General features: G+C 67.3%; 32 protein-coding genes and 1 pseudogene. 17 read left to right on the top strand and 16 right to left on the bottom strand.

Annotation, left to right across the window (positions count from 1 at the left end):
• Positions 1–78: 78 nt before the first annotated feature.
• From FR943_RS09055 to FR943_RS09045, 3 genes are all read left to right on the top strand, one after another.
• Positions 79–306, top strand: coding sequence for a DUF2194 domain-containing protein (locus FR943_RS09055; protein WP_246584936.1), 228 nt, complete (start codon positions 79–81; stop codon positions 304–306).
• Positions 307–379: 73 nt separating this feature from the next.
• The gene (locus FR943_RS09050; RefSeq protein ID WP_217156104.1) at positions 380–1,267 is read left to right on the top strand and encodes a sulfurtransferase; all 888 of its coding nucleotides are present in this window, start codon (positions 380–382) and stop codon (positions 1,265–1,267) included.
• Positions 1,268–1,269: 2 nt separating this feature from the next.
• Positions 1,270–1,680 carry a SufE family protein gene (locus FR943_RS09045; protein WP_218045462.1) on the top strand — a complete coding sequence of 137 codons (411 nt, stop codon included), beginning with the start codon at positions 1,270–1,272 and terminating at the stop codon, positions 1,678–1,680.
• Positions 1,681–1,686: 6 nt separating this feature from the next.
• On the opposite strand, the gene FR943_RS09040 is transcribed toward FR943_RS09045, so the two are convergent.
• Positions 1,687–2,400 (bottom strand): DUF6199 family natural product biosynthesis protein, encoded by a 714-nt coding sequence (locus tag FR943_RS09040; RefSeq protein WP_217156102.1) that lies wholly within the window; start codon positions 2,398–2,400, stop codon positions 1,687–1,689.
• Positions 2,401–2,601: 201 nt separating this feature from the next.
• Here FR943_RS09040 and FR943_RS09035 point away from each other — a divergent pair, with 201 nt between their 5' ends.
• From FR943_RS09035 to FR943_RS09025, 3 genes and pseudogenes are all read left to right on the top strand, one after another.
• A complete protein-coding gene (locus tag FR943_RS09035) occupies positions 2,602–4,398 on the top strand; it encodes an ATP-binding protein (protein ID WP_217156101.1) in 1,797 nt (598 codons plus the stop codon).
• An 85-nt stretch (positions 4,399–4,483) separates the two neighbouring features.
• The gene (locus FR943_RS09030; protein ID WP_217156100.1) at positions 4,484–4,816 is read left to right on the top strand and encodes a hypothetical protein; all 333 of its coding nucleotides are present in this window, start codon (positions 4,484–4,486) and stop codon (positions 4,814–4,816) included.
• Between the two features lie 115 nt (positions 4,817–4,931).
• Positions 4,932–5,681: pseudogene (locus tag FR943_RS09025) on the top strand (SDR family oxidoreductase).
• Positions 5,682–5,692: 11 nt separating this feature from the next.
• Here the strand turns inward: FR943_RS09025 and FR943_RS09020 are convergent.
• The gene (locus FR943_RS09020) at positions 5,693–6,244 is read right to left on the bottom strand and encodes a nucleotidyltransferase family protein (RefSeq protein WP_217156099.1); all 552 of its coding nucleotides are present in this window, start codon (positions 6,242–6,244) and stop codon (positions 5,693–5,695) included.
• Positions 6,245–6,454: 210 nt separating this feature from the next.
• On the opposite strand from FR943_RS09020, the gene FR943_RS09015 reads away from it, so the two are divergent.
• A complete protein-coding gene (locus FR943_RS09015) occupies positions 6,455–6,892 on the top strand; it encodes an STAS domain-containing protein (RefSeq protein ID WP_217156098.1) in 438 nt (145 codons plus the stop codon).
• Here the strand turns inward: FR943_RS09015 and FR943_RS09010 are convergent.
• The 3 genes from FR943_RS09010 to FR943_RS09000 all read right to left on the bottom strand — a co-directional run bounded on the left by FR943_RS09010 (position 6,863) and on the right by FR943_RS09000 (position 9,178).
• Positions 6,863–7,585 (bottom strand): RNA polymerase sigma factor SigF, encoded by a 723-nt coding sequence (locus tag FR943_RS09010; protein ID WP_246584935.1) that lies wholly within the window; start codon positions 7,583–7,585, stop codon positions 6,863–6,865. The genes FR943_RS09015 and FR943_RS09010 overlap by 30 nt on opposite strands.
• Positions 7,586–7,611: 26 nt before the next feature.
• Positions 7,612–8,046: an ATP-binding protein gene (locus FR943_RS09005; RefSeq protein ID WP_217156096.1), complete on the bottom strand. Its 435-nt coding sequence runs from the start codon at positions 8,044–8,046 to the stop codon at positions 7,612–7,614.
• Between the two features lie 145 nt (positions 8,047–8,191).
• The gene (locus FR943_RS09000; protein WP_217156095.1) at positions 8,192–9,178 is read right to left on the bottom strand and encodes a TIGR03557 family F420-dependent LLM class oxidoreductase; all 987 of its coding nucleotides are present in this window, start codon (positions 9,176–9,178) and stop codon (positions 8,192–8,194) included.
• A gap of 50 nt (positions 9,179–9,228) precedes the next feature.
• Here FR943_RS09000 and FR943_RS08995 point away from each other — a divergent pair, with 50 nt between their 5' ends.
• A complete protein-coding gene (locus FR943_RS08995) occupies positions 9,229–9,573 on the top strand; it encodes a hypothetical protein (RefSeq protein ID WP_217156094.1) in 345 nt (114 codons plus the stop codon).
• Positions 9,574–9,649: 76 nt separating this feature from the next.
• Here the strand turns inward: FR943_RS08995 and usfY (FR943_RS08990) are convergent, their stop codons facing one another.
• The 4 genes from usfY (FR943_RS08990) to FR943_RS08975 all read right to left on the bottom strand — a co-directional run bounded on the left by usfY (FR943_RS08990) (position 9,650) and on the right by FR943_RS08975 (position 10,781).
• A complete protein-coding gene (gene usfY / locus FR943_RS08990; protein ID WP_217156093.1) occupies positions 9,650–9,958 on the bottom strand; it encodes a protein UsfY in 309 nt (102 codons plus the stop codon).
• 122 nt (positions 9,959–10,080) lie between these two features.
• Positions 10,081–10,338 carry a DUF7218 family protein gene (locus tag FR943_RS08985; protein WP_217156092.1) on the bottom strand — a complete coding sequence of 86 codons (258 nt, stop codon included), beginning with the start codon at positions 10,336–10,338 and terminating at the stop codon, positions 10,081–10,083.
• A 47-nt stretch (positions 10,339–10,385) separates the two neighbouring features.
• A complete protein-coding gene (locus FR943_RS08980) occupies positions 10,386–10,541 on the bottom strand; it encodes a DUF6131 family protein (protein WP_217156091.1) in 156 nt (51 codons plus the stop codon).
• A 12-nt stretch (positions 10,542–10,553) separates the two neighbouring features.
• Positions 10,554–10,781: a hypothetical protein gene (locus FR943_RS08975; protein ID WP_217156090.1), complete on the bottom strand. Its 228-nt coding sequence runs from the start codon at positions 10,779–10,781 to the stop codon at positions 10,554–10,556.
• A 178-nt stretch (positions 10,782–10,959) separates the two neighbouring features.
• Here FR943_RS08975 and FR943_RS08970 point away from each other — a divergent pair, with 178 nt between their 5' ends.
• Positions 10,960–11,385, top strand: coding sequence for an STAS domain-containing protein (locus FR943_RS08970; protein WP_217156089.1), 426 nt, complete (start codon positions 10,960–10,962; stop codon positions 11,383–11,385).
• Here FR943_RS08970 and FR943_RS08965 read toward each other — a convergent pair.
• Positions 11,382–11,783: an ATP-binding protein gene (locus tag FR943_RS08965; protein WP_308170511.1), complete on the bottom strand. Its 402-nt coding sequence runs from the start codon at positions 11,781–11,783 to the stop codon at positions 11,382–11,384. The genes FR943_RS08970 and FR943_RS08965 overlap by 4 nt on opposite strands.
• A 226-nt stretch (positions 11,784–12,009) precedes the next feature.
• Here FR943_RS08965 and FR943_RS08960 point away from each other — a divergent pair, with 226 nt between their 5' ends.
• The 7 genes from FR943_RS08960 (at position 12,010) to FR943_RS08930 (ending at position 16,959) form a co-directional block, all read left to right on the top strand.
• Positions 12,010–13,023, top strand: coding sequence for a DNA topoisomerase IB (locus FR943_RS08960; protein WP_217156088.1), 1,014 nt, complete (start codon positions 12,010–12,012; stop codon positions 13,021–13,023).
• A gap of 76 nt (positions 13,024–13,099) precedes the next feature.
• The gene (locus tag FR943_RS08955) at positions 13,100–13,273 is read left to right on the top strand and encodes a hypothetical protein (RefSeq protein WP_308170510.1); all 174 of its coding nucleotides are present in this window, start codon (positions 13,100–13,102) and stop codon (positions 13,271–13,273) included.
• 14 nt (positions 13,274–13,287) lie between these two features.
• Positions 13,288–13,734 (top strand): hypothetical protein, encoded by a 447-nt coding sequence (locus FR943_RS08950; RefSeq protein WP_217156087.1) that lies wholly within the window; start codon positions 13,288–13,290, stop codon positions 13,732–13,734.
• Positions 13,734–14,963: an Nramp family divalent metal transporter gene (locus FR943_RS08945; protein WP_217156086.1), complete on the top strand. Its 1,230-nt coding sequence runs from the start codon at positions 13,734–13,736 to the stop codon at positions 14,961–14,963. The genes FR943_RS08950 and FR943_RS08945 overlap by 1 nt, the downstream gene beginning before the upstream one ends.
• On the top strand, positions 14,960–15,349 hold the full coding sequence (locus FR943_RS08940) for a hypothetical protein (protein ID WP_217156085.1): 390 nt from the start codon (positions 14,960–14,962) through the stop codon (positions 15,347–15,349). Before FR943_RS08945 ends, FR943_RS08940 begins: the two co-directional genes overlap by 4 nt.
• On the top strand, positions 15,336–15,659 hold the full coding sequence (locus FR943_RS08935; RefSeq protein WP_217156084.1) for a PRC-barrel domain-containing protein: 324 nt from the start codon (positions 15,336–15,338) through the stop codon (positions 15,657–15,659). Before FR943_RS08940 ends, FR943_RS08935 begins: the two co-directional genes overlap by 14 nt.
• 277 nt (positions 15,660–15,936) lie before the next feature.
• Positions 15,937–16,959 carry an iron-containing redox enzyme family protein gene (locus FR943_RS08930; protein ID WP_217156083.1) on the top strand — a complete coding sequence of 341 codons (1,023 nt, stop codon included), beginning with the start codon at positions 15,937–15,939 and terminating at the stop codon, positions 16,957–16,959.
• On the opposite strand, the gene FR943_RS08925 is transcribed toward FR943_RS08930, so the two are convergent.
• Both FR943_RS08925 and FR943_RS08920 read right to left on the bottom strand, forming a co-directional pair.
• Positions 16,939–17,151 carry a CDGSH iron-sulfur domain-containing protein gene (locus tag FR943_RS08925; RefSeq protein ID WP_217156082.1) on the bottom strand — a complete coding sequence of 71 codons (213 nt, stop codon included), beginning with the start codon at positions 17,149–17,151 and terminating at the stop codon, positions 16,939–16,941. The genes FR943_RS08930 and FR943_RS08925 overlap by 21 nt on opposite strands.
• Entirely contained in the window at positions 17,148–17,825 is a 678-nt protein-coding gene (locus FR943_RS08920) for a HemK2/MTQ2 family protein methyltransferase (RefSeq protein WP_217156081.1), read from the bottom strand. The genes FR943_RS08925 and FR943_RS08920 overlap by 4 nt, the downstream gene beginning before the upstream one ends.
• A 178-nt stretch (positions 17,826–18,003) precedes the next feature.
• On the opposite strand from FR943_RS08920, the gene mbp1 reads away from it, so the two are divergent.
• Positions 18,004–18,246 carry a microaggregate-binding protein 1 gene (gene mbp1 / locus FR943_RS08915; protein ID WP_217156080.1) on the top strand — a complete coding sequence of 81 codons (243 nt, stop codon included), beginning with the start codon at positions 18,004–18,006 and terminating at the stop codon, positions 18,244–18,246.
• Between the two features lie 73 nt (positions 18,247–18,319).
• Here mbp1 and usfY (FR943_RS08910) read toward each other — a convergent pair whose 3' ends face one another.
• Genes usfY (FR943_RS08910) through FR943_RS08895 form a run of 4 tightly spaced genes read right to left on the bottom strand, consistent with a single transcriptional unit; the run spans position 18,320 to position 20,261 of the window.
• Positions 18,320–18,628 (bottom strand): protein UsfY, encoded by a 309-nt coding sequence (gene usfY / locus FR943_RS08910; RefSeq protein ID WP_217156199.1) that lies wholly within the window; start codon positions 18,626–18,628, stop codon positions 18,320–18,322.
• 14 nt (positions 18,629–18,642) lie between these two features.
• Positions 18,643–19,260, bottom strand: a complete 618-nt coding sequence (locus FR943_RS08905) for a flavodoxin family protein (protein ID WP_217156079.1) — start codon at positions 19,258–19,260, stop codon at positions 18,643–18,645.
• Positions 19,261–19,275: 15 nt separating this feature from the next.
• Positions 19,276–19,515: a metallothionein gene (locus tag FR943_RS08900; protein WP_217156078.1), complete on the bottom strand. Its 240-nt coding sequence runs from the start codon at positions 19,513–19,515 to the stop codon at positions 19,276–19,278.
• A 59-nt stretch (positions 19,516–19,574) separates the two neighbouring features.
• The gene (locus FR943_RS08895; RefSeq protein WP_217156077.1) at positions 19,575–20,261 is read right to left on the bottom strand and encodes a PAS and ANTAR domain-containing protein; all 687 of its coding nucleotides are present in this window, start codon (positions 20,259–20,261) and stop codon (positions 19,575–19,577) included.
• Between the last annotated feature and the right edge of the window lie 63 nt (positions 20,262–20,324).

The raw sequence follows: 20,324 nt of genomic DNA, 5'->3' as shown, positions 1-20,324 counted from the left end.
CCAAACTGCAACCTTTCGACTGACGGCACGCCGTGTCGAGGTCCCGAAAAGTCTCAACTACGGGTTGACACTGGGCCGATGCCAGTCGAAGAAACCATGTGGGACGTGCGCGTGGCGCGCGACGTCGAAACAAGCGATCTGGAGCGGCTGCGCGCCGTATTCGCCGACATCATCACCAAGCGACTGTCGCCGGGCAAGCGCCTGCTGCGGGTGGTCACCTGGTCGCAGAACGGTGGCTCGCTGTTCCGCGCCAACAACGGCGCCCACCGCTACGCGGTGGCCTACGAGGTGGCCTTCACTGCTTAGTTCCCCGCCCGGAACCGTCGTCATCGTGGCACTGCCGCACGGCGGATATCCGGTCCAGCGGTAGGCTCTGGGTGTGCCGTTGCCTGCCGATCCCAGCCCCACTCTCGCCGAGTACGCCCATCCTGAGCGCCTGGTCACCGCCGACTGGCTGGCCAGCAATCTGGGCCGACCCGGCCTGGTCATCGTCGAGTCCGACGAAGATGTCCTGCTCTACGACACCGGCCATATCCCGGGTGCCGTCAAGATCGACTGGCACCTCGACCTCAACGATCCCCATGTGCGTGACTACATCAACGGCGAGCAGTTCGCCGAGTTGATGGACCGCAAGGGCATCAGCCGCGACGACACCGTCGTCATCTACGGCGACAAGAGCAACTGGTGGGCCGCCTACGCATTGTGGGTGTTCACCCTGTTCGGGCACCCCGACGTGCGTCTGCTCGACGGTGGCCGCGACCTGTGGGTGTCGCACGGCCGCGACACCACGCTGGAGGTGCCCACCCGGCAGTCCAGCGGCTATCCGGTGGTCGAACGCGACGACGCCCCGATCCGGGCCTACAAGGACGATGTGCTCGAGATCCTCGGCAAGCAGCCGCTGATCGACGTCCGCTCGCCCCAGGAGTACACCGGCGAGCGCACCCACATGCCCGATTACCCCGAAGAGGGCGCGCTGCGTGGCGGGCACATCCCGACCGCCAAGTCGATCCCGTGGGCCAAGGCCGCGAAGGACAGCGGCCAGTTCCGCAGCCGCGGCGAGCTCGAGGAGCTCTACGGCTTCCTCACCCCCGAGGACAAGACCGTGGTGTACTGCCGGATCGGCGAGCGCTCCAGCCACACCTGGTTCGTGCTGACGCACCTGCTCGGCCTGCCCGGTGTCCGCAATTACGACGGCTCGTGGACCGAATGGGGCAATGCGGTGCGGGTTCCCGTGGCGGTCGGCCCAGATCCAGGCGAAGCTCCGTGACGATGCCGGCCGCCCTGGCAGAGGTCGTCTCCGACTTCCAGGAGGTGGCCGGCCAGGACAAGCTGCAGCTGTTACTGGAGTTCGCCAACGAGCTGCCGCCATTGCCGACCCATCTGGAGGAAGCGGCCATGGAGCCGGTTCCGGAGTGCCAGTCCCCGCTGTTTCTCGATGTCGACGCGTCCGACCGGGGCAACGTGCGGCTGTTCTTCAGCGCTCCCCCGGAGGCCCCGACCACACGGGGGTTCGCCGCGATCCTGGCCACCGGCCTGGATGGCCAGCCGGCCGACGACATCCTGGCGGTGCCCGATGACTTCTACACCGCGCTGGGGCTGGCCGCGTTGATCAGTCCGCTGCGGCTGCGGGGAATGTCGGCGATGCTCGCCCGGATCAAGCGGCGGCTGCGCGGCGCCTGAGCTTCCTCACGGGTCGGTCTGGAGCTTCTCGGCCAGTTTGGGGACACGGTTGCCTTTCGCCGCCGGCCGGATCTCTGCGCCGTTTCGATCGACGATGGCCGAGTCGGTGACGATCGTGGTGCCGACCGCGACATGGTCCACCGACACTTTGTGAATGTTGCGGCCGACGCCGATGCGGCACTGGCCGACGTGCTTCATATCGCCGAGTTCTTCAGGCGCCCAAGTGAGTTCAGGACTCACCCGCACTCGATCGCCATCGGCTCTGACCACCCGAGCCGACGTGTAACACGGATAGCTGAACCTGTCGGACATCGAGCGGACATAGCTGTGCACGGCCTCCCCGGGCGCCACGTAATACACGGTGACCGTGGGACCGCTCGGGAATTCCTCAGCGAAATAGCCGATCACCGGCAGCTGCCCGCGGTTCTCCGGCGGCGGAGCGTCGAACACCACTTGGGCCGCACGCCGCTGTTCCTCGGCTTCGCGGCGATCCTTCCGCTGGAACTCACTGTGGATGATCGCGCCACCGATGAACAGCGCCAGCACGATCACGAATACGCCGGCCACGCGGGTCATCCCATAGGCCACGTCACTGGGCTCGTTGGCCTCGGGATTCCGAAACTTCCACGATTGTGTGACCCACCAGATGTGCCTCGGCGCGGCCACCATGAGCCCACCGACCAACACACCCACGGCCATGACAAGAAACGCCGGCCCCATGGTCTCAACAGTAATCGGGCCGAGTCGCCGCCCGGCACAGCAATTCCGCCTCCAACAGGACAGATGAGACATCGATGAGAACCCGCGAAAAACCTACTCACCGGTAACCGATACCGGCTGGCGAACCCTCAAGGTGCGCCGCATAAACTGCCCGCGATAGATTCTTAAAGACGTTTCTTAGAGAACTGCCGAGGAGGCACCGTGGCCAACCACGCCAGCTCAAAGATCTCCAAGGTGCTGGTCGCCAATCGCGGGGAGATCGCGGTCCGGGTGATCCGTGCCGCCAAAGACGCCGGACTGGCCAGCGTGGCCGTGTACGCCGAGCCTGACGCCGATGCACCGCACGTACGCCTGGCCGACGAGGCGTTCGCCCTGGGGGGCCAGACCTCAGCCGAGTCCTACCTGGTCTTCGAGAAGCTCCTGGATGCCGCCGCGAAGTCCGGCGCCAACGCCATCCACCCGGGCTACGGCTTCCTGTCGGAGAACGCCGACTTCGCCCAGGCCGTGCTCGACGCCGGGCTGATCTGGATCGGGCCCAGCCCGCAGTCGATCCGCGATCTGGGCGACAAGGTCACCGCGCGTCATATCGCCGCGCGCGCCCAGGCACCGCTGGTGCCGGGCACCCCGGATCCGGTCAAGGACGCCGACGAAGTCGTCGCCTTCGCCAAGGAGTTCGGCGTGCCGGTGGCGATCAAGGCCGCCTTCGGCGGTGGCGGTCGCGGCATGAAGGTGGCCCGCACCATCGAGGAGATCCCCGAGCTGTTCGAGTCGGCGACCCGTGAGGCCGTCGCCGCCTTCGGCCGTGGCGAGTGCTTCGTCGAGCGCTACCTGGACAAGCCGCGCCACGTCGAGGCCCAGGTGATCGCCGACACCCACGGCAACGTGGTGGTCGCCGGCACCCGTGACTGCTCGCTGCAGCGCCGCTTCCAGAAGCTGGTCGAGGAGGCCCCGGCGCCGTTCCTGACCGACGCGCAGCGCAAGGAGATCCACGAATCCGCCAAGCGCATCTGCAAGGAGGCCGGTTACTACGGCGCCGGCACCGTCGAGTACCTGGTCGGCCAGGACGGCCTGATCTCTTTCCTGGAGGTCAACACCCGTCTGCAGGTGGAACACCCGGTCACCGAGGAGACCTCGGGCATCGACCTGGTGCTGCAGCAGTTCAAGATCGCCAATGGCGAGACGCTGGACATCACCGAGGATCCGACCCCGCGTGGCCACTCGTTCGAGTTCCGCATCAACGGGGAGGACGCCGGCCGCGGCTTCCTGCCCGCCCCCGGCCCGGTCACCAAGTTCGAGGCCCCGACCGGCCCGGGCGTCCGGATGGATAGCGGAGTTCAGACTGGGTCCGTTATTGGCGGCCAGTTCGACTCGATGCTGGCCAAGCTGATCGTCACCGGTGCCACCCGGGACGAGGCGCTGGCCCGCTCGCGCCGCGCCCTGGCCGAATTCAACGTCGAGGGCCTGGCCACCGTCATCCCGTTCCACCGGGCTGTCACCGCCGACCCGGCCTTCATCGGCGACGGCGAGAAGTTCGACGTACACACCCGCTGGATCGAGACGGAGTGGGACAACACCGTCGAGCCGTTCACCGGTGGCGATCCGATCGAGGAAGAGGACACCGTTCCGCGTCAGACCGTGGTGGTCGAGGTCGGCGGACGTCGCCTCGAGGTGTCGCTGCCCGGTGACCTGGCGCTCGGCGGTGGCGGCGGGGCGGCGGCCCCCGGGGTGCTGCGCAAGAAGCCCAAGGCGCGCAAGCGCGGTGGTGGCGGCGGCGCAGCGGCATCGGGTGACTCGGTGACCGCGCCGATGCAGGGCACCGTGGTGAAGGTGGCCGTCGAGGAGGGCCAGGAAGTGGCCGCCGGCGATCTGGTCGTGGTCCTGGAGGCCATGAAGATGGAGAACCCGGTGACCGCGCACAAGGACGGTGTCATCACCGGCCTGGCGGTCGAGGCGGGTGCCGCCATCACCCAGGGCACCGTGATCGCCGAGATCAAGTAAACCTTTCGTACCGAGTGGCCACTTGTGGCACGGATTCTGGTGAATCCTGTGTCATGAGTGGCCATTCGGCATTCTTGGAGGTCCTGTGGAACCTGTGGAGATCAACAACGGCCAGTGGTATCTGCGCGGTCTGCGCGCCGACGACCGTGTCGACGACCGGCCCGCGCTCGCCGACCTGGGTGAGGATGACCTGGACTACGTGCACGACGCCGCGGACGGCTGGGCCGATGACACCCGCTACACCTGGGCGGTGTGTGAGCCGACCACCGGTGAACTGCTCGCCGAGGTGATCCTCGACCCCGTGACCGGATTCCTGAGCAGCCGCGGCCGGCCCGGGTTCGAGGACGCCGCCGCCATTTCGGAGGACACCGTGCGGCGGTATGCCGCGGCGGTGCTGGGGCTGGAAGTACACACCTGAGCGTCGGCGATCACCGCGTTTCGCGCACCGTGAGCCACCCGGAATAGGCAGGTCCGCGGCCCACACCGCAGTACGCTCACGCTGCTCAGCGGCGCAGCGCCGCTATCGTCGGCGCATGCCCACTCACTCCGTGCCACACGCGTTCGCCGGGCGCACCATCGTCCTGATCGGCGGCGGTCGGGGATCGGTCTGGCCACCGCGCGGTTGGTGACGGCCGCGGGCGGCACCGTCGTCCTCGGCGGCCGCACGCCTGCGAAGCTCGAAGCCGCGGCCGCGGCGCTGGGCCCTGAGGCCGGCTGGCATCGTGTCGACACCGCCGACCAGAATGCGGTCCAGGAGTTCTTCGACCAGGTCGGATCCCGGTTCGGCGCCGTGCACGGGTTGTTCACCACGGCCGCCGAGTATCAGACCGGTCCGGTGGCCGAACTCAGCGTCGAGCAGGCGGCCTCTGCCTTCGACTCCAAGTTCTGGGGCCAGTACCGGGTGGTCAAGACGGGCGATTCCGGTGCTGGCGCCGGACGCCGCGATCGTGCTGATGTCGGGGGCGGCCGGGGCCCGTCCGGCCGCGGTGGCCCCTGCCTACAGTGCGGCCAATGCCGCCATCGAGGGCCTGGCCCGCGGGTTGGCGGTGGAACTGGCCCCCGTCACCGTCAACGCGATCGCCCCCGGCACCGTCGAGGGCAACCTGTGGAACCAGCGCGATTCTGCGCTGCGAGGGCAGGCCTTCGCGGCCTACCGCGCCGCGTCCACCATCGGAAGGCTGGCCACCGAGGACGAAATCGCACAGTCGGTGGGCTATCTGCTGAGCAGCCGAATCACCACCGGGTCCACGCTCTTCCCCGATGGCGGGTATGCCTTCCGCTGAGCGTCGGGCGGTCAGGGCGAGTCGATGTCCGCTCCGGTGGCCAGGTCGGCGCACTCCACCGCGATCACGTCGTCGCGGCCCCTGAGGAACGCCCTGGCCCCCGCATCGCCGTGCAGTGTGGTCACCAGCGCGGCGAGGTGCCTGCGGGCCAGCACCACGGGATGGCCGGGCCGTCCCCGGTAGCTGGCCCGGGCCAGCCCGGCACCGCCTCCACGCGCCGCCGCCAGCACGCGGCGCACCACGTCGGCGCCGACATCGGGGGTGTCCACGGTGTGCAGGACGATCCATTCGGCGGCCCCGGCGGCGGCCAGCCCGGCCCGCACCGACTCACTCATGCCCGCGGCCCAGCGTTCGGCCACCACGGCACGTGCCGGTGCCGGCACGTCCACCACCGCCGCGCCCAGGACCACGATCACGTCGTCGCAGCCACCCTCGGCCAGCGCCCGCACTGCCCGGCCGAGCCAAGCACCTTCGTCGGCAAGCACTTTCGGCATTCCGTACCGTCGGCCCGCCCCGGCGGCCAACACGACACCGGCGGCGGTGTCGGCGTCGGTGTTTGACATGCGAAACAGTCTCCCCTTATCCCTGAACTGGGACTATAAGAATCCACTCAGACAAATTGTCCGCCGACCTTGATCGCGGTAGGGTTCCAGACAGGTTGAGTTCACAGCCGCGGCGAGCGTCGATCGACATACGCGCGGGAACTTGCTCCGATGTCGATTGACGCGCACCAGCAGTACGAATACGTGTATTACGACTGATGGAGCGATGAAATGACTGTCTCCGGTGCGCGCGTCACACAGACGAGCGCTCTGATCGACCGCACCAACACTCCCCCGGCCACGTTCGCCACCCGTTGGTTGCCACCGTCATCGGTGGTGATCAGTGCCCACGGGGATGTCGATGCCGCGAACGCAACCGATTTCGCCGACTACGCACTGCGCCATATCGCCGAGACCCCGCGCGTCGTCGTCGACCTCACGCACGTCGATTTCTTCGGTACCGCAGGGTTTTCCGCACTCAAGGCCATCGAAGTCCGCTGCGCGGCCGGCGATGTCGACTGGGTGTTGGTACCGAGCAACGCCGTCAGCCGGCTGTTGCGGGTCTGCGACCCGGATTCCGAGTTGTGCACCCGCCACAGCGTGGCGGCGGCGTTGTCCACATTGAACGGTAAGACACCGCTACTGCAGCTGGTCACGAAGTCGCGCTAGCGATTTCGCCAACAGCCTCGACACGTGCATCTGCGAGACACCGACACGTTCGGCGATCTGCGTCTGCGTCATGGATTCAAAGAAGCGCAGGACCAGCACCGTGCGCTCGCGCTCAGGTAGTTGAGCAAGCAACGGCCGCAACGTTTCTCGGTTGTCGATTTGGTCCAGGCCGGTGTCCATGTCGCCGAGCGTGTCGACTATCGCCGGCGCATCCTCGTCGCCCCCACCACCACTGTCGATGGACAGCGTGTTGTAGGAGCTGCCGGCAACCAGCCCTTCGATGACCTCTTCGCGGTCCATACCCAGGTCTTCGGCAAGCTCGGACGCGGTCGGGGCGCGGCCGAGCCGCTGCGACAGTTCGGCGGTCGCCGCGCCGAGACGCAGGTGCAGTTCCTTCAACCGTCGCGGTACCTTCACCGACCAACTGTTGTCCCGGAAGTGGCGCCGGACCTCACCCATGATCGTCGGCACCGCAAAGGACACGAAATCCGATCCGGCCTCGACGTCGAACCGGTTGACCGCGTTGACCAGGCCCACCCGGGCCACCTGGACGAGGTCTTCACGCGGCTCGCCGCGGCCGTCGAAACGCCGCGCGATGTGGTCGGCCAAAGGCAGACACCGCTGCACGATCCGCTCGCGTTGGCGCTCGAAGGCCGACGCGTCCTCGGAGAGTTCGCTCAGTTCGCGAAACATGTCGCGAACATCTGCATATTCCGACGTCACCGGAGCAGGCTCGCTCGCCTCGTGGTCAGGGTGATGCCGAACATCTGACCGGTGGCCGGTCCATCACCGTCGGTAAAGGTGTCCACGTCGTCGGTCAGCGAGCTCAGTACGTGCCAGCTGAAGCTGCCCGGTTCCACCACCGCGTCACCGGTGCAGTTGGCGGAGGCAGTGATCGCCACGGTGTCCTCGCGCGGGTCGACGATCAAGTGCAGGCTCGAATCGGGCAGCGCGCATCGGATCAACGCCGTGCAGGCCTCGTCCACTGCCAGCCGCAGGTCGGCGACGACGTCGAAGTCCAGGTCCTCGAACGTTGCCACGGCAGCCACGAGCGTGCGGACCACGGCCAGGTTCTCCAGCCTCGCAGCGACCCGAATCTCCACCGACCGTTCTGCGCGGACTGGCGACTCGCGGTGGCCTTGTTCGTCGGTCATCTCACCTCCTGGCATCTCGGACCGACAGTAACTTAGCCACTGCGGCTCCTTTCCGCTCTCCCGGGCCTGGGCTGCCAGGCGCTGCCGCCAGGAATGCCCACCGCGCCGCGGTCCGAAACCTACGGATGTCGCCCCCCGGATCACCTCAATCCAGTTCGGCCCGCAGCGCGGCCAGCAGCGGCCTGGCCGCCTCATCGAGAAAGCGTTGCTGGCCCTGATCGCCGATCTGCACCAGCGCAATGTCGGTGTAGCCCGCCTCGCGGTAGGGCGCCACTGCCGCGACGATGGCGTCCAGGTCCGGACCGCACGGAATGGCGCCGGCCACGTCCTCGCGGCGCACATACTGTGTGGCCGCGGCAAATCCGGCCGGAGTGGGCAGGTCGGCGTTGACCGCCCACCCGCCACCGAACCAGCGGAACTGGTCGTAGGCGCGCTCGACGGCGGCCTCGGGTTCGGGGTCCCAACAGATCGGCACCTGTCCGATCACCCGTCCCTCGGGCAGCACCCCGGTGGCCTGCCGGCGCTGCTGCCAGCCCTCGACGATCGCGCGGTCCGGTGCCACGTTGATCAGATGATCGGCGGCCACCGCGAGCTTGTCGAGCGCCTTCTCACCGGTCATCGAGACACCGATGGTCACCGGGTCCTCGGGCACGTCCCAGATACGCGCGGAGTCGATCTCGTAGAACTCACCGCGGAAGTCGATAAGGTCGCCGGTGAGGAGTTCCCGGATCACCTTGATCGCCTCGGCCAGCATGTCGAGCCGCCGCTCGACGGTCGGCCAGCCCTTGCCCACCACGTGTTCGTTGAGGTTCTCGCCGCTGCCCAGCCCGAGGGTGAAACGGCCGTCGGCCAGGATCTGCACGGTGGCGGCCTGCTGAGCGACGATCGCCGGGTGGTACCTGATCGTCGGACACGTCACATACGAATAGAGCTGCACGGCGTCGGTGGCATGCGCCACCGCGCCCAGGACCGGCCAGGCGTTGGGTGCGTGTCCCTGGCTGGCCAGCCAGGGGCTGAAGTGGTCGCTGCTCACCTCGAAGTCGAAGCCGGCCTGCTCGGCCGCCACCGCGTAGCCGACAAGCTCACGCGGGCCGCTCTGCTCGGTCATCAGGGTGTATCCGAATCTGGCCATGCCGCTGGAATACCCGTGCGGAAGTCCTCGAAACTGGGTATGCAGAGCCGATGACCGAATCACAGGCGCTACCCACAGACGCGAAGAGCGAGCGGCGAACCCGGACCACGATGACCTGGGTGCTGGCCTTGTTGACGGTGCCCGCGGCCATCGCGGTGTTCCTGTACGGGATGGGTGCGGTGATGAGTATGGCCGGCTGCACGAACGATGCCTGCGCGAACCAGGGCCCGGGCGAGTTCTGGTTCGGGATTCTGTTCTACGGGGCACCGGTGGTGCCGGTGGTGACCATCGCGGTGTCGTTCATCACCGCACGGATGCGCTACGGCATCCTGGTCCCGGTGATCGGATTGGCTTTGCTGGCAATCGATTTCGTCATCCTGGCACTGACGTTCTAGCCGCCGTTCCAGCAGCGCGCCCCGAGAGCAAGCCGACAACCCGGCCGTACCCGGCCGGGTTGTCGGATGTACGGTTTCAGCTGCTGGGGCGCTGCCTCATCACGCCCGGATGGTCTGTGTACCACCGGTCTTCGATGCGGCGCACCCGCATGTGCTCGAGGGCCAGCCACGTCAATCCGATGACGAAACCGGCCGCGGATAGGGTACCCACGGTCAATCCGACGTCGGGGTGGCCGCTGGCGAACGCTGCCAGGCAACCCACGAAGAGCACCAAAGCCACGAGGATGAGTACCACCGCGGGCATGATGACGTTGTCCTTCATCGACTCGCCGGCATGCGGCCGGGTCGTCCGCGCGTGATCAACTGGATCTTTTGGGCCGTGCATGGCTGCTCCTTCCCGCCATTTCTCGCCCCACTGCCGTGCATGGGCTACTTCCACGGTAGATCGCTCGGACACGCTGTGGCGAGAAACCGCCAGGATTGGCCCCAGCGGTCCGCATGCCCTGATCAGTGGTTGCGCAGCATCCCGATCAGTTCGCGCTTGTTCTTGTCGGAATAGCCCTTGATCCCAAGTTCTTTCGCACGCTTGCGCAGGTGGTCGACCGTCCAGTCGTCATATGAGCCGGATTTGCCGCCCGAGCGTCCGACGCTGGAACGTCCCTTCGCGGCAGCGGCGTTGGAGATCCGCGCCGCCTTCTCCTTGGAGTTCCCCTCCTCACGCAGGTCCTGGTAGAGCTTCTCGTCCTTGATCGACGAATTCGGCATCGTGCACCTCCTTGTTGTCGCTGTTGCCGACTTGACCGGGCGAGGCGTCAGTACCAGCTTCTTCGCCCCGCGACGGGCCGCCCGATCGCGCCGAGCAGCCAGAACACCCCGCCGATCACCAGCAGGATCACCCCCACCACCCAGAGCAGGTAGATGTTCAGGATGAGCCCGAGAATGAGCAGAATCGCTCCGAGCACAATCATGGCGTTTCTCCTTTACGAGGCGATGGAGTCCATCGCGCTGGGTTCCGGCAGACGGCATTCGTCCACCTTCGGATTGACGCCTGCATAGTTGAGCGGGCCGGCCAGCACCGTAAGCGCTATGGCCCCAGCTGTCGCACAGCTCGTCGACCCGCCATGGAAGTAGTCGCGCTGCCAGGCCGCAACCACCCCGACCAACAGCCAGATGAGCACAAGAGTTCCCACTAATCCACCGAACCTCATGGGCGTCGGATACCCGGGTGACGCGGGGGTCAAACCCGGCCGGCAGCAGATGCACAACAGCTCACATCCGGAGTAAAGTCCAGGCCAGGTTGAGTTCACAGCCGCCCCGAACGTCATGGGTGCGGGCTGGTGAAGGCTCAACGTGACGTGACCGCAGTTTGATACTGAGGAGTCACCAATGCCAATCCACAGTGTTGCCAGACGAGCCAGTGCACGTCCCGGGGAACAGCATCGCGCGCACTTCGACACCCAGTGGGTGTGGCCGTCCATCGCGGTGATCAGCATCTGCGGCGAGCTGGACGCGTCCAACGCCCCCGACCTGCCGATCTGCGGCCAAAACGCCAGGGCCAGCGGGCAACTCGTCCTCGACATGAGCGGCGTGGAGTTCTTCGGCGCCTGCTGCTTCGCCGGCCTGCACACCCTCAACGTGCACTGCGCGGGCGATAACATCGACTGGGTTCTCATCCCCAGCACCGCGGTGGCCAGGGTGGTCGACATCTGCGATCCGGCCCACGCACTGCCGGTCTCCGGCGACCTGCCCGCTGCCCTGTCGAAGTTGCGCAACCACCCGCGCCAGCTGCAACTGGTGAATCCGGGGCGTTAGCACCGCGGCGCGGGCCAGCGCCGCATGGTCAGCGAGATGCCGAGCACCGGGATGACGGCGTCGTCGGCCCCACCACGCCAATCGGCGCCATCGACGAAGGTGCTGACGTCATCGGCCAACGACTCCAGGACACGGCGACTGAACGCGTTGAGGATCTCGTCCACCGAGGGGTCGGCACTGTCGCAGGTCGCCGACACCTCGACGTGGAGTTCTCGGGTGCCCGGGTCTTCGACGAGCAGCAAGCTGGTGCCCGCGTCGGCCATGGCGATCAGCACAGTGCAGGCCTCATCGACCGCCAAGGCCAAATCGGCTGCCCGGTCTGTGTCGAGCCCTTCGAAACTGGCCAGCGCCCCCGTCACGGTCCGCACGGTGGCCAACGCCTCGGGACGCGCGGCCACCCGGAACTCGACGGCGCGCGGTCCGCGCGCATGACGACGGCTCCAACGGGGTACCCGCCTGCCGTGCAACGCAGCCAGCGCGGGGCCGGACGGCCTACGGTTTTCAGCTTTGCCACCGGGACTCTCCCGGCGGGCATTGTCGTTTCCGGGACCGGAATAGCCTGACAATGACATGTTTGCCGCGTACCCATCGCTGTCCGGTCGCTAAACCAGGTTGCCGATCACAATGAGGCTGCGACGCAGCACGGTCGGCGGCCCAGGTATCCACCGGTTACGGCGGGGCCGCGGATTCAGCTATCGCGACGGCGACGGCGGCACCGTCACGGATTCCGAAACCCTGCAGCGCATCTATGATCTGGTGATTCCCCCGGCGTGGACGAAGGTGTGGATCTGCCCCCAGCACAACGGGCACATCCAGGCCGTCGGTACCGATGCCGCGGGCCGGCGCCAATATCTCTACCACCCGCGGTGGCAGGCGCAGCGCAGCGCGGACAAGTTCGACCGGGTACTGGAACTGTCTGGGCTGCTTACGGATTGGCGTCGGGACATCGTGGGTGATCTGCGGCGGCGCGGGCTGACCCGCAACCGCGTGCTGGCGTTGGGTCTACGCCTGCTGGACCTGGGGTACTTCCGCGCCGGCGGCGATCAGTACGCCGAGGAGAACAACTCCTTCGGCATCGCCACCCTGCTGCGGGAGCACGTCACGATGCACTCGGATGCAGTCGAATTCGACTACCCCGCCAAGAGCGGGGTGCGCCGCACCCTGCAGGTCGAGGACCCGGCGGTGACGCGGTCAGTGCGCTCCCTGGTACGCCGACGCAGGGACGCAGACCGGTTGCTGGGCTACCGCGGGGACGACGGGTGGACCGACGTGCATGCCGAGGATCTGAATGTGCGGTTCAAAGAGATGGTCGGCGATGAATACACCGTCAAAGACCTGAGAACCTGGCACGGCACGGTGCTGGCCGCCCAGGCCTTCGCCGACGCCGACCCGCCGGTCGAGGACAAGGTCGTCAAACGGGTCGAATCGGCCGTGATGCGTGAGGTCGCCGAGGCGCTGGGCAACACCGCCGCGGTGGCCCGCAGCGCTTACGTCGATCCCCGCGTGGTCGACGCCTACCGGGACGGGCTGACCATCGCCGCCGGTGCCCACCGCGCCGCAGGCGTCCGCAACCCCGACAGGCGTCAGACGATCCTGGAGAGCAGCACGGCCCGGCTCATTCGGAAGCGGGCCCGGTAGCCGCCGTGCGTTTGACCGGCCGCAGCGCGGGCTATACCCCCGTGATGATCTCCGAGGACTGCCTGACGACGTGCCCGTGGCCGATGCTCTTGAGCAGCAACGCGATCACGCTGAGCCGGTCCCCGACGTCGAGACGTCCGCGGCCGACAGCGACAGTCCTCCCCTGGAAGCGTCCGACCAGGATTGGCAGGAACAGCGTGCGGTGATCACAGACGATTCCGGGCTCGACGAATTCGACCGCGAGCGCTAGAAAGACCAGTCGCCATGGCACGGCGGGTCCGGACGGCGGTGCTGGCCGGTTTTCTCGTGGTTGCGCTCGGGTTGCTGCTGACCTGCTGCCCGGCCAACCGAGACGGCATGCCCGGCCAGCTCGCCCAGGCGATGGAGGAGACGGTGGCTGCCGCGCGCAGCGGAGCCTACGCACTCGAGCTACGGCGCCAGGACCGTTCCACCCGGCAACTGGTCAGCGTGCAGATCTCTGATGCCCGCGACGAAATCGTCAACGCGTACCAGGGTATTGCCGATCTGAAGGCCGACGATCCCATGGACCTGGACCGCCAACGCCTGCTCACCGAGGCGATGACCTCGTTGATCGACCGTCTGAACACCGCGTCGGCCCGCGTCCGGGGAATCACCTCCGGCCCGGAGCTGGATGCGCTGCGCGGGCAGCTGCTGGCCGCGGCCGAGGCCCTGGAAACCGGGTACCGCTGATGAAGAAATTCTTCGCGGTGGCACTGGGCATCCTGACCGCTATCGGCGGGTTTCTCGACATCGGCGATCTGGTGATGAACGCCGTCGTGGGATCGCGGTTCGGTCTGGCCCTGGTCTGGGTGGTGCTGGTCGGCGTCGTGGGCATCTGCCTGTTCGCCCAGATGGCCGGCCGCGTGGCGGCGGTCAGCGGGCGGGCCACGTTCGAGATCATCCGGGAACGCCTGGGCCCACGCACCGCAGCGGCGAACCTGGTCGCCTCGTTCCTGATCAACCTGATGACGCTGACCGCCGAGATCGGTGGCGTCGCTCTGGCGCTGCAACTGGCCACCGATGTCGGACGGATGATGTGGATCCCGGTGGCGGCCTTCGCGGTGTGGTTGGTGATCTGGCGGGTCAAGTTCTCGATCATGGAGAACACTGCCGGAATGGCCGGGCTGTGTCTGATCGTGTTCGCCGTCGCGGTCTTTGCCCTGCAACCACATTGGGGTGATCTGGCCCAGCAGGCAATCCAGCCGGTGATCCCGGAATCCGAATCGGCGGCGACGTATTGGTATTACGCAATCGCCCTGTTCGGTGCCGCGATGACCCCCTACGAGGTGTTCTTCTTCTCCTCCGGTGCGGTGGAAGAACATTGGAAGACAAAAGATCTCGGGGTGTCACGGCTCAACGTCCTGGTCGGCTTCCCGCTTGGTGGCATCTTGTCGGTCGCGATCGCCGCCGGCGCGACCCTCGCGCTGCTGCCCCACCAGATCGAGGTGACCTCGCTGTCACAGGTGGTGATGCCGGTGGTGGCGGCCGGCGGCAAGCTGGCCCTGGCATTCGCCATCGTCGGGATCGTGGCCGCAACCTTCGGCGCGGCGCTGGAGACCACCCTGTCCAGCGGCTACACCCTGGCCCAGTTCTTCGGCTGGACCTGGGGAAAGTTCCGCCGTCCCGCCGAAGCGGCCCGCTTCCACGTGGCGATGTTCGTGAGCATCGTGGTCGGCGCGGCGGTCCTGTTCACCGGGGTCGATCCGGTCATGGTGACCGAGTACTCGGTGGTGTTCTCGGCCATCGCACTGCCGCTGACCTATCTGCCCATCCTCATCGTGGCCAACGATCCCGAGTATATGGGCGACAAGACGAACGGAGGGGCGCTCAACGTGTTCGGTTCGGTGTACCTGGTGATCATCGTGGCGGCCTCACTGGCGGCCATACCGCTGATGATCGTGACGGGGGCGGGACAATGAGCGGCCGGCGCAACTCGTCGGAGTCGAGAATCGTCGACGCCCGGCTGCACCTGCTGGACCGGCAACTGCTCGACCACGACGGCGCGCCGGCCGGAATCGTCGACGATCTGGAAATCGACGGCATCGAGGCCGGTGTCGACATCGACCCGGGCAGTGCACCACCGCGCGTCACCGCGATCCTCACCGGCCAGGTGATGCTCACCCGCATCCTCGGCGGCGCTCCGCCGCGCACCATGTTGCACGAGGTCCCCTGGGAGCACGTGGCATCGGTCGGTGTCACGGTCGAGTTGGCCGACACGCTGCCGGCCGAGGCCGACTGGGTGGAGCACTGGCTGCGTGCCCACATCGTCGCGCGTATCCCGGGAGGACGCCATGCAGCTGAGTAACCTGCTGGGGCTACGGGTCGACGATGCCGACGGCCACCGGGTCGGGAGCGTGATCGACGTCCGGCTCCGACTCACCGAAGGCCACACCCCGGAGATCAGCGGGCTGGTGATCAGCCCGCGCACCCGCTCCTCATATCTGGGTTACGAGCGCACCGCCGTCACGGCACCCGCCGTCATCGCCCGGATCGCCCGCTGGCGACATCGTGGCACGTTCTTCGCAGAATGGAGCGATGTCGCCAGGATCGGTGCCGAGGGCGTCACACTGCGCGCCGGTCACCGCCGGCATTCACCGGCACTGGGTCGTGAGTGACCGCACCGGCCAAACATCCCCAGACCAGTTCGGTCATCGCCTGCTCGGCCAGCGCGTCCCGGCGCTCGGACTCAATGGCCTGCCCGATTCGCTCGAAGACACCCGCTGTGCGATCGGTCCGATGCATCCGGGTCGGCGCGGACCGCGCTGTCGTCGTCATGACTCACCTCGTATTCGGTGGTGTTCGGATACCCGGTCACGCCGCCGGGCAAACGGGCGCACCCAACTGCGCCGCAAGCGTTTACCGAAGGCCGTGGACGGGAATATCTCGCCCGCAATGTCCACGCTTCCTGTCCTCGCCCAGCCCGGGCTCCCCTATGCCCAGGGGCCCATCTCTGCCGAGGTGATCGAACGTCTCGGCGGCCGCGCCCCGCACAACCACCTCGAACCGGTGTGGGTGCCGCTCCGCGACGCCGATCCGTTCGGCCTCGACGTGCAACTGGCGCTGTATATCTGCTACGAGCTGCACTATCGGGGTTTCGCCGGTGTCGACGCCGATTGGGAGTGGAACGCGGGCCTGCTGCACCTGCGTTCGCAGTTCGAACGGATATTCCTGGCGGCGGTCCGCCGCGAGGTGGGCAGCATCGACCCCGAGGCGGACACCGCCGAGCGGGAGATGGCGCGGCTCTCGACGGAACCGGCCGACGGCTCCGGCCCGTCATACCACCTGCGCGACGCGGGCACGTGGACGCAGATGCGGGAGTACTTCATCCACCGTTCGCTCTATCACCTCAAAGAGGGCGATCCACACGCCTGGCTGATCCCGCGGCTGGGCGGTCAGGCCAAAGCCGCTTTCGTGGCAGTCGAATTCGACGAGTACGGGGCCGGCTCGGCTGCCCGCGTCCATCAGCAGCTGTTCGCCGATCTGATGGCGGCCGCCGATCTGGATCCCAGCTACCTGGGCTACCTGGACGCGGTCCCGGCCGAGAGCCTCGCGATCGTCAACCTGATGTCGATGTTCGGTCTGCACCGCCGGTTGCGCGGGGCCGCCGCCGGCCACTTCGCCGCCACCGAGATCACCTCGTCCCCCGGCTCGCAGCGCATGGTCACCGCCTTGCAGCGACTTGACGCCCCCGAGGCGTGTGTCCGGTTCTACCGCGAGCACGTCGAAGCCGACGCGGTGCACGAACAGGTGGTCCGCCACGACGTGGTCGGGGATCTGGTCCAGCGCGAACCGGGCCTCGACGCCGACGTGGTGTTCGGCATGCGGGCCTTCGGAGTGATGGAGGACCGCCTGGCCAACCATCTGATGACGTGCTGGCGGGACGGCCGCAGCTCGCTATGCCGGCCGCTTCCCTGACTGCGCCGGCCGCGTGACCTTGCGGTGGCTGGTGTCGCACAGCGGGTAGGTCTTGGACCGCCGGCAGGTGCAGACGGCCACCATGAAACGGTCTGATTCCACCGTGGATCCGTCGGTCAGCTCGATGGACACCGGCCCCTCGATGAGGATGGGGCCGCCCTGCACCACCCGCACCGCCCGCGGCTCGGTCATCGCTTGTCCGCCCGGATGACCACCAGCTGCTCCTCAGTCCGGGCCTCGGTCAACCGCCCGGTGTCGCGGAGCCAGCCCGCCTGCGCGTGCAGCACGGGTCCGAACGGAATGCGTTGGGTGGCACAGATATCGGCATCCAGACCACTGTCGCGCAACGCCTTCAACGACCGGTCGACGTCGGCGAACTCGGACTGCACCAGGAACAGCGCCCCGCCGTCGGCCACCATGTCGGACGCCGAAGCACACAACGGATCCAGCACCCGGCGGCCGTCTGGGCCGCCGTCCCAGGCACCCATCGGGTCGGCCGCGGGAACCGCACCGGCCACAGTGTCCGGTCCGACCGGCACATAGGGCGGATTGCAGACCACCACGTCGAAGGGTTCGTGTTCCAGCGCCTGCGACCACGACGCCAGCCTGGTTTCCACCTCTACCTGCGCGGCGAGCGCGTTGGCCTGCGAGCAACGGACCGCGCACGGCGAGATGTCCAGCGCCGTGACCGCGGTGGCTCCCAGCTCGGCGGCGGCGATGGCCACCACCCCGCTTCCGGCGCACAGGTCCACCACCCGTCGGCCCACTACCGCACCACTGCGTTCGAGTGCATCGATCAGCAGCCACGAATCGTGCTGCGGCCGGTAAACGCCCTCGGCGCCAACGGCGATGGTCTCGACGGCCATCCTCACTCCCTCCGGAAAGTACCCCTATTCGGTACCCATCCGGGCGCTGCGCAAACGTGTCGGACGACACCTGTGTATTTGCCAGGCCGGGTTTAGCGTCTGCGGGCCAGGGAACCCATGAAGTGCGTGCAGAAGCCGCGACAAATGACCAATCCACTCCAGTAGCGGAAAGGTAGACATGACCGAGAAGAACTCAGGACCTGAAGAAGGCATCAAGGGCGTCGTCGAGGACGTCAAGGGTAAAGCCAAGGAAGCCGTCGGCACCGTGACCGGCCGCGATGACTTGGTTCGCGAGGGTAAAGCCCAGCAGGACAAAGCCGACGCCCAGCAGGACGTGGCAAAGAAGGAGGCCGAAGCCGAATCGGCCCGGGCCGGAGCCGAGGCCGCCGAGAAGCGTCAGCAGGCGAGCCAGCGGCCCTGACCGGAACCCTGAACAGAGGAGATGGCCCAGCCCACGGTGGCTGGGCCATCTCATGCCCGGGGTGGCCGGCGGATCAGCTGTTGGGCGGCTGCGGGGTGACCTCGGGATGTTCTGCGTACCAACGCCGTTCGATACGGCGCACGCGCAAGTGGGCGATGGCCAGCCAGAGCCCGCCGCCGAGTATCCCTATGGCGGCCAGGATCGCGAGCACGAGGCCCACCTGCGGGTGGCCGGTCGCGAACGCGAAGAGGCAGGCCACGAACATCACCACGCCGAGGCCCACCAGGACCAGGGCCGGCATGTTGCGGTTGTCCTTCATCGCTTCCCCGGCATGCGGCCGGGTGGTTCTGGCGTGGTCGACGGGATCGTCGGGCCCTTCCATGTCGTGTTCCTCTCTCATTCGTAACGCGGGTACTGCCCGACTTTGAGCAAGCCGGCCAGGTGGGCGGCATTGCGCGCGGCGGCCGCGGTCGCCGCTGCCACCGCGTCGGGTACCTCGTCCAAATCCTGGTAGTCGGTACCGTGCATGGCCTCGCCGTTCCAGTACGTGCAGCCCTGGGCCGGGATGCTGTAGCCGATGTCGTTGAGGCCCTGGAAGATATCGGCGACCGTCTTGTGCGCGCCGTCCTCGTTTCCGACCACCGACACCAGGGCGACCTTGCCGGCCAGCACCGGGCGACCGGCGTCGTCGGTGTTGGACAGCTCCGCGTCCAGCCGCTCCAGCACTCGCTGAGCGATGCTCGACGGGTGGCCGAGCCACACCGGCGTCGACAGCAGCAGGATGTCGGCGGCGAGAACCTTTTTCCGGATCTCTGGCCACTGATCTCCGTCACCCATATCGGCCTCGACACCGGGTTCGATCGTGTAGTCGGCGCAGCGGATCGTCTCGGTGCCGACGCCGAGCACGGTGAGGTTCTCGCAGACCTGATCGGCGATCAGCTCACTGCTGGATTCGGCCGGCTTGCGCTTGAGGCTGCACACCAGGGCCAGCCCGGTCAGGGTGGGGGCGGTCATCGGCGCGGTTCCGCCTCAGCCCGCACGCCGGTCGACCAGCTCGGAATGGCCGGACTCACGGGCGCAGTGTGCGCAGCAGTACATGGTGTCGGCGGCCTCGACCCCGTGTCCGAGGATCCGGCAACCGCAGTGGGCGCACTCGGGAGCGATCCGCACGGCCGCGCATTCCACGCTGTCGAAGTCCGCGGTTTGCCCATCCCAGCTCACCGTGAATGTCTTGTCATAGTCGTTGCCACACGTGGCGCATGTCGACATCGGTCAACCCCCTTGTCGCTTCGCATCGGCGCGGGGAGTTTTCCCTGGATCGGGTGGCGCTAAACCTCCGGCTCGACCCGTAAGTGGGTGGTGAGCAGTAGCCGGTCGAAGATGACCCGCTCGGGCAGCGCCTCGGTGTAGTCCAGCTCCAGAAAGTCTTTGGCCAGCTGTTCGGCCAGCATCCGCAACTTGGTGTTGGTTTCCTGGGAGCGCCACTTGAGCAGTTCGAAGGCCGCTTCGGCATTGATCCGGTAGATCAGCATCAGCATGCCCTTGGCCTGCTCGATCCCGCTGCGGGCCTCGGCGATTCCGGCCACCACCTCGGTGACGGTCTGCTCGTGGGCGTGTGCGATCGACGGTGAGACGTCGACGTAGAAGCCGTGGGTGCCGATGACGGTGCCGGTGTCGTCGAACAGTTGGTCGCCGACCACGACGACGTGGTGGACGGCGCCTGCCGTGTCGATGATGCGGTGCCGGGTGCTGAACGCGCCGGAGGTGCGCCGGATCTCGTCGAGGGTCGCCGCGACCTGGCCATAGTCCTCGGGGTGCTTGTGCGACAGCACCAACTCGGTGGTCGGGTGCGCGGTGCCCGGTTCGTAGCCGTGCATCCGCTCCACCTGGGGGGACCATTCCCAGCGCTCGTCGGCGAAGTAGAAGCGGAACCAGCCCACGCGCTGCGGTTCGCCGCCGGCGAGCGCGTGCTCGATCGGCAACTCGGTGCTGCCCGTGGCCGGTTCAGTCGTCACTGATCGAGGTTAGCGCGCAAAGCTGGGAACGGCGCCGCAGATGTCAGTGGCCGCGGTTAGCAT

Source organism: [Mycobacterium] fortunisiensis (genome assembly GCF_019050325.1).
Taxonomy (GTDB): domain Bacteria; phylum Actinomycetota; class Actinomycetes; order Mycobacteriales; family Mycobacteriaceae; genus Mycobacterium; species Mycobacterium fortunisiensis.
Note: the sequence above shows the minus strand (reverse complement) of the source record. Positions and strands in the feature narration are given on the sequence as shown.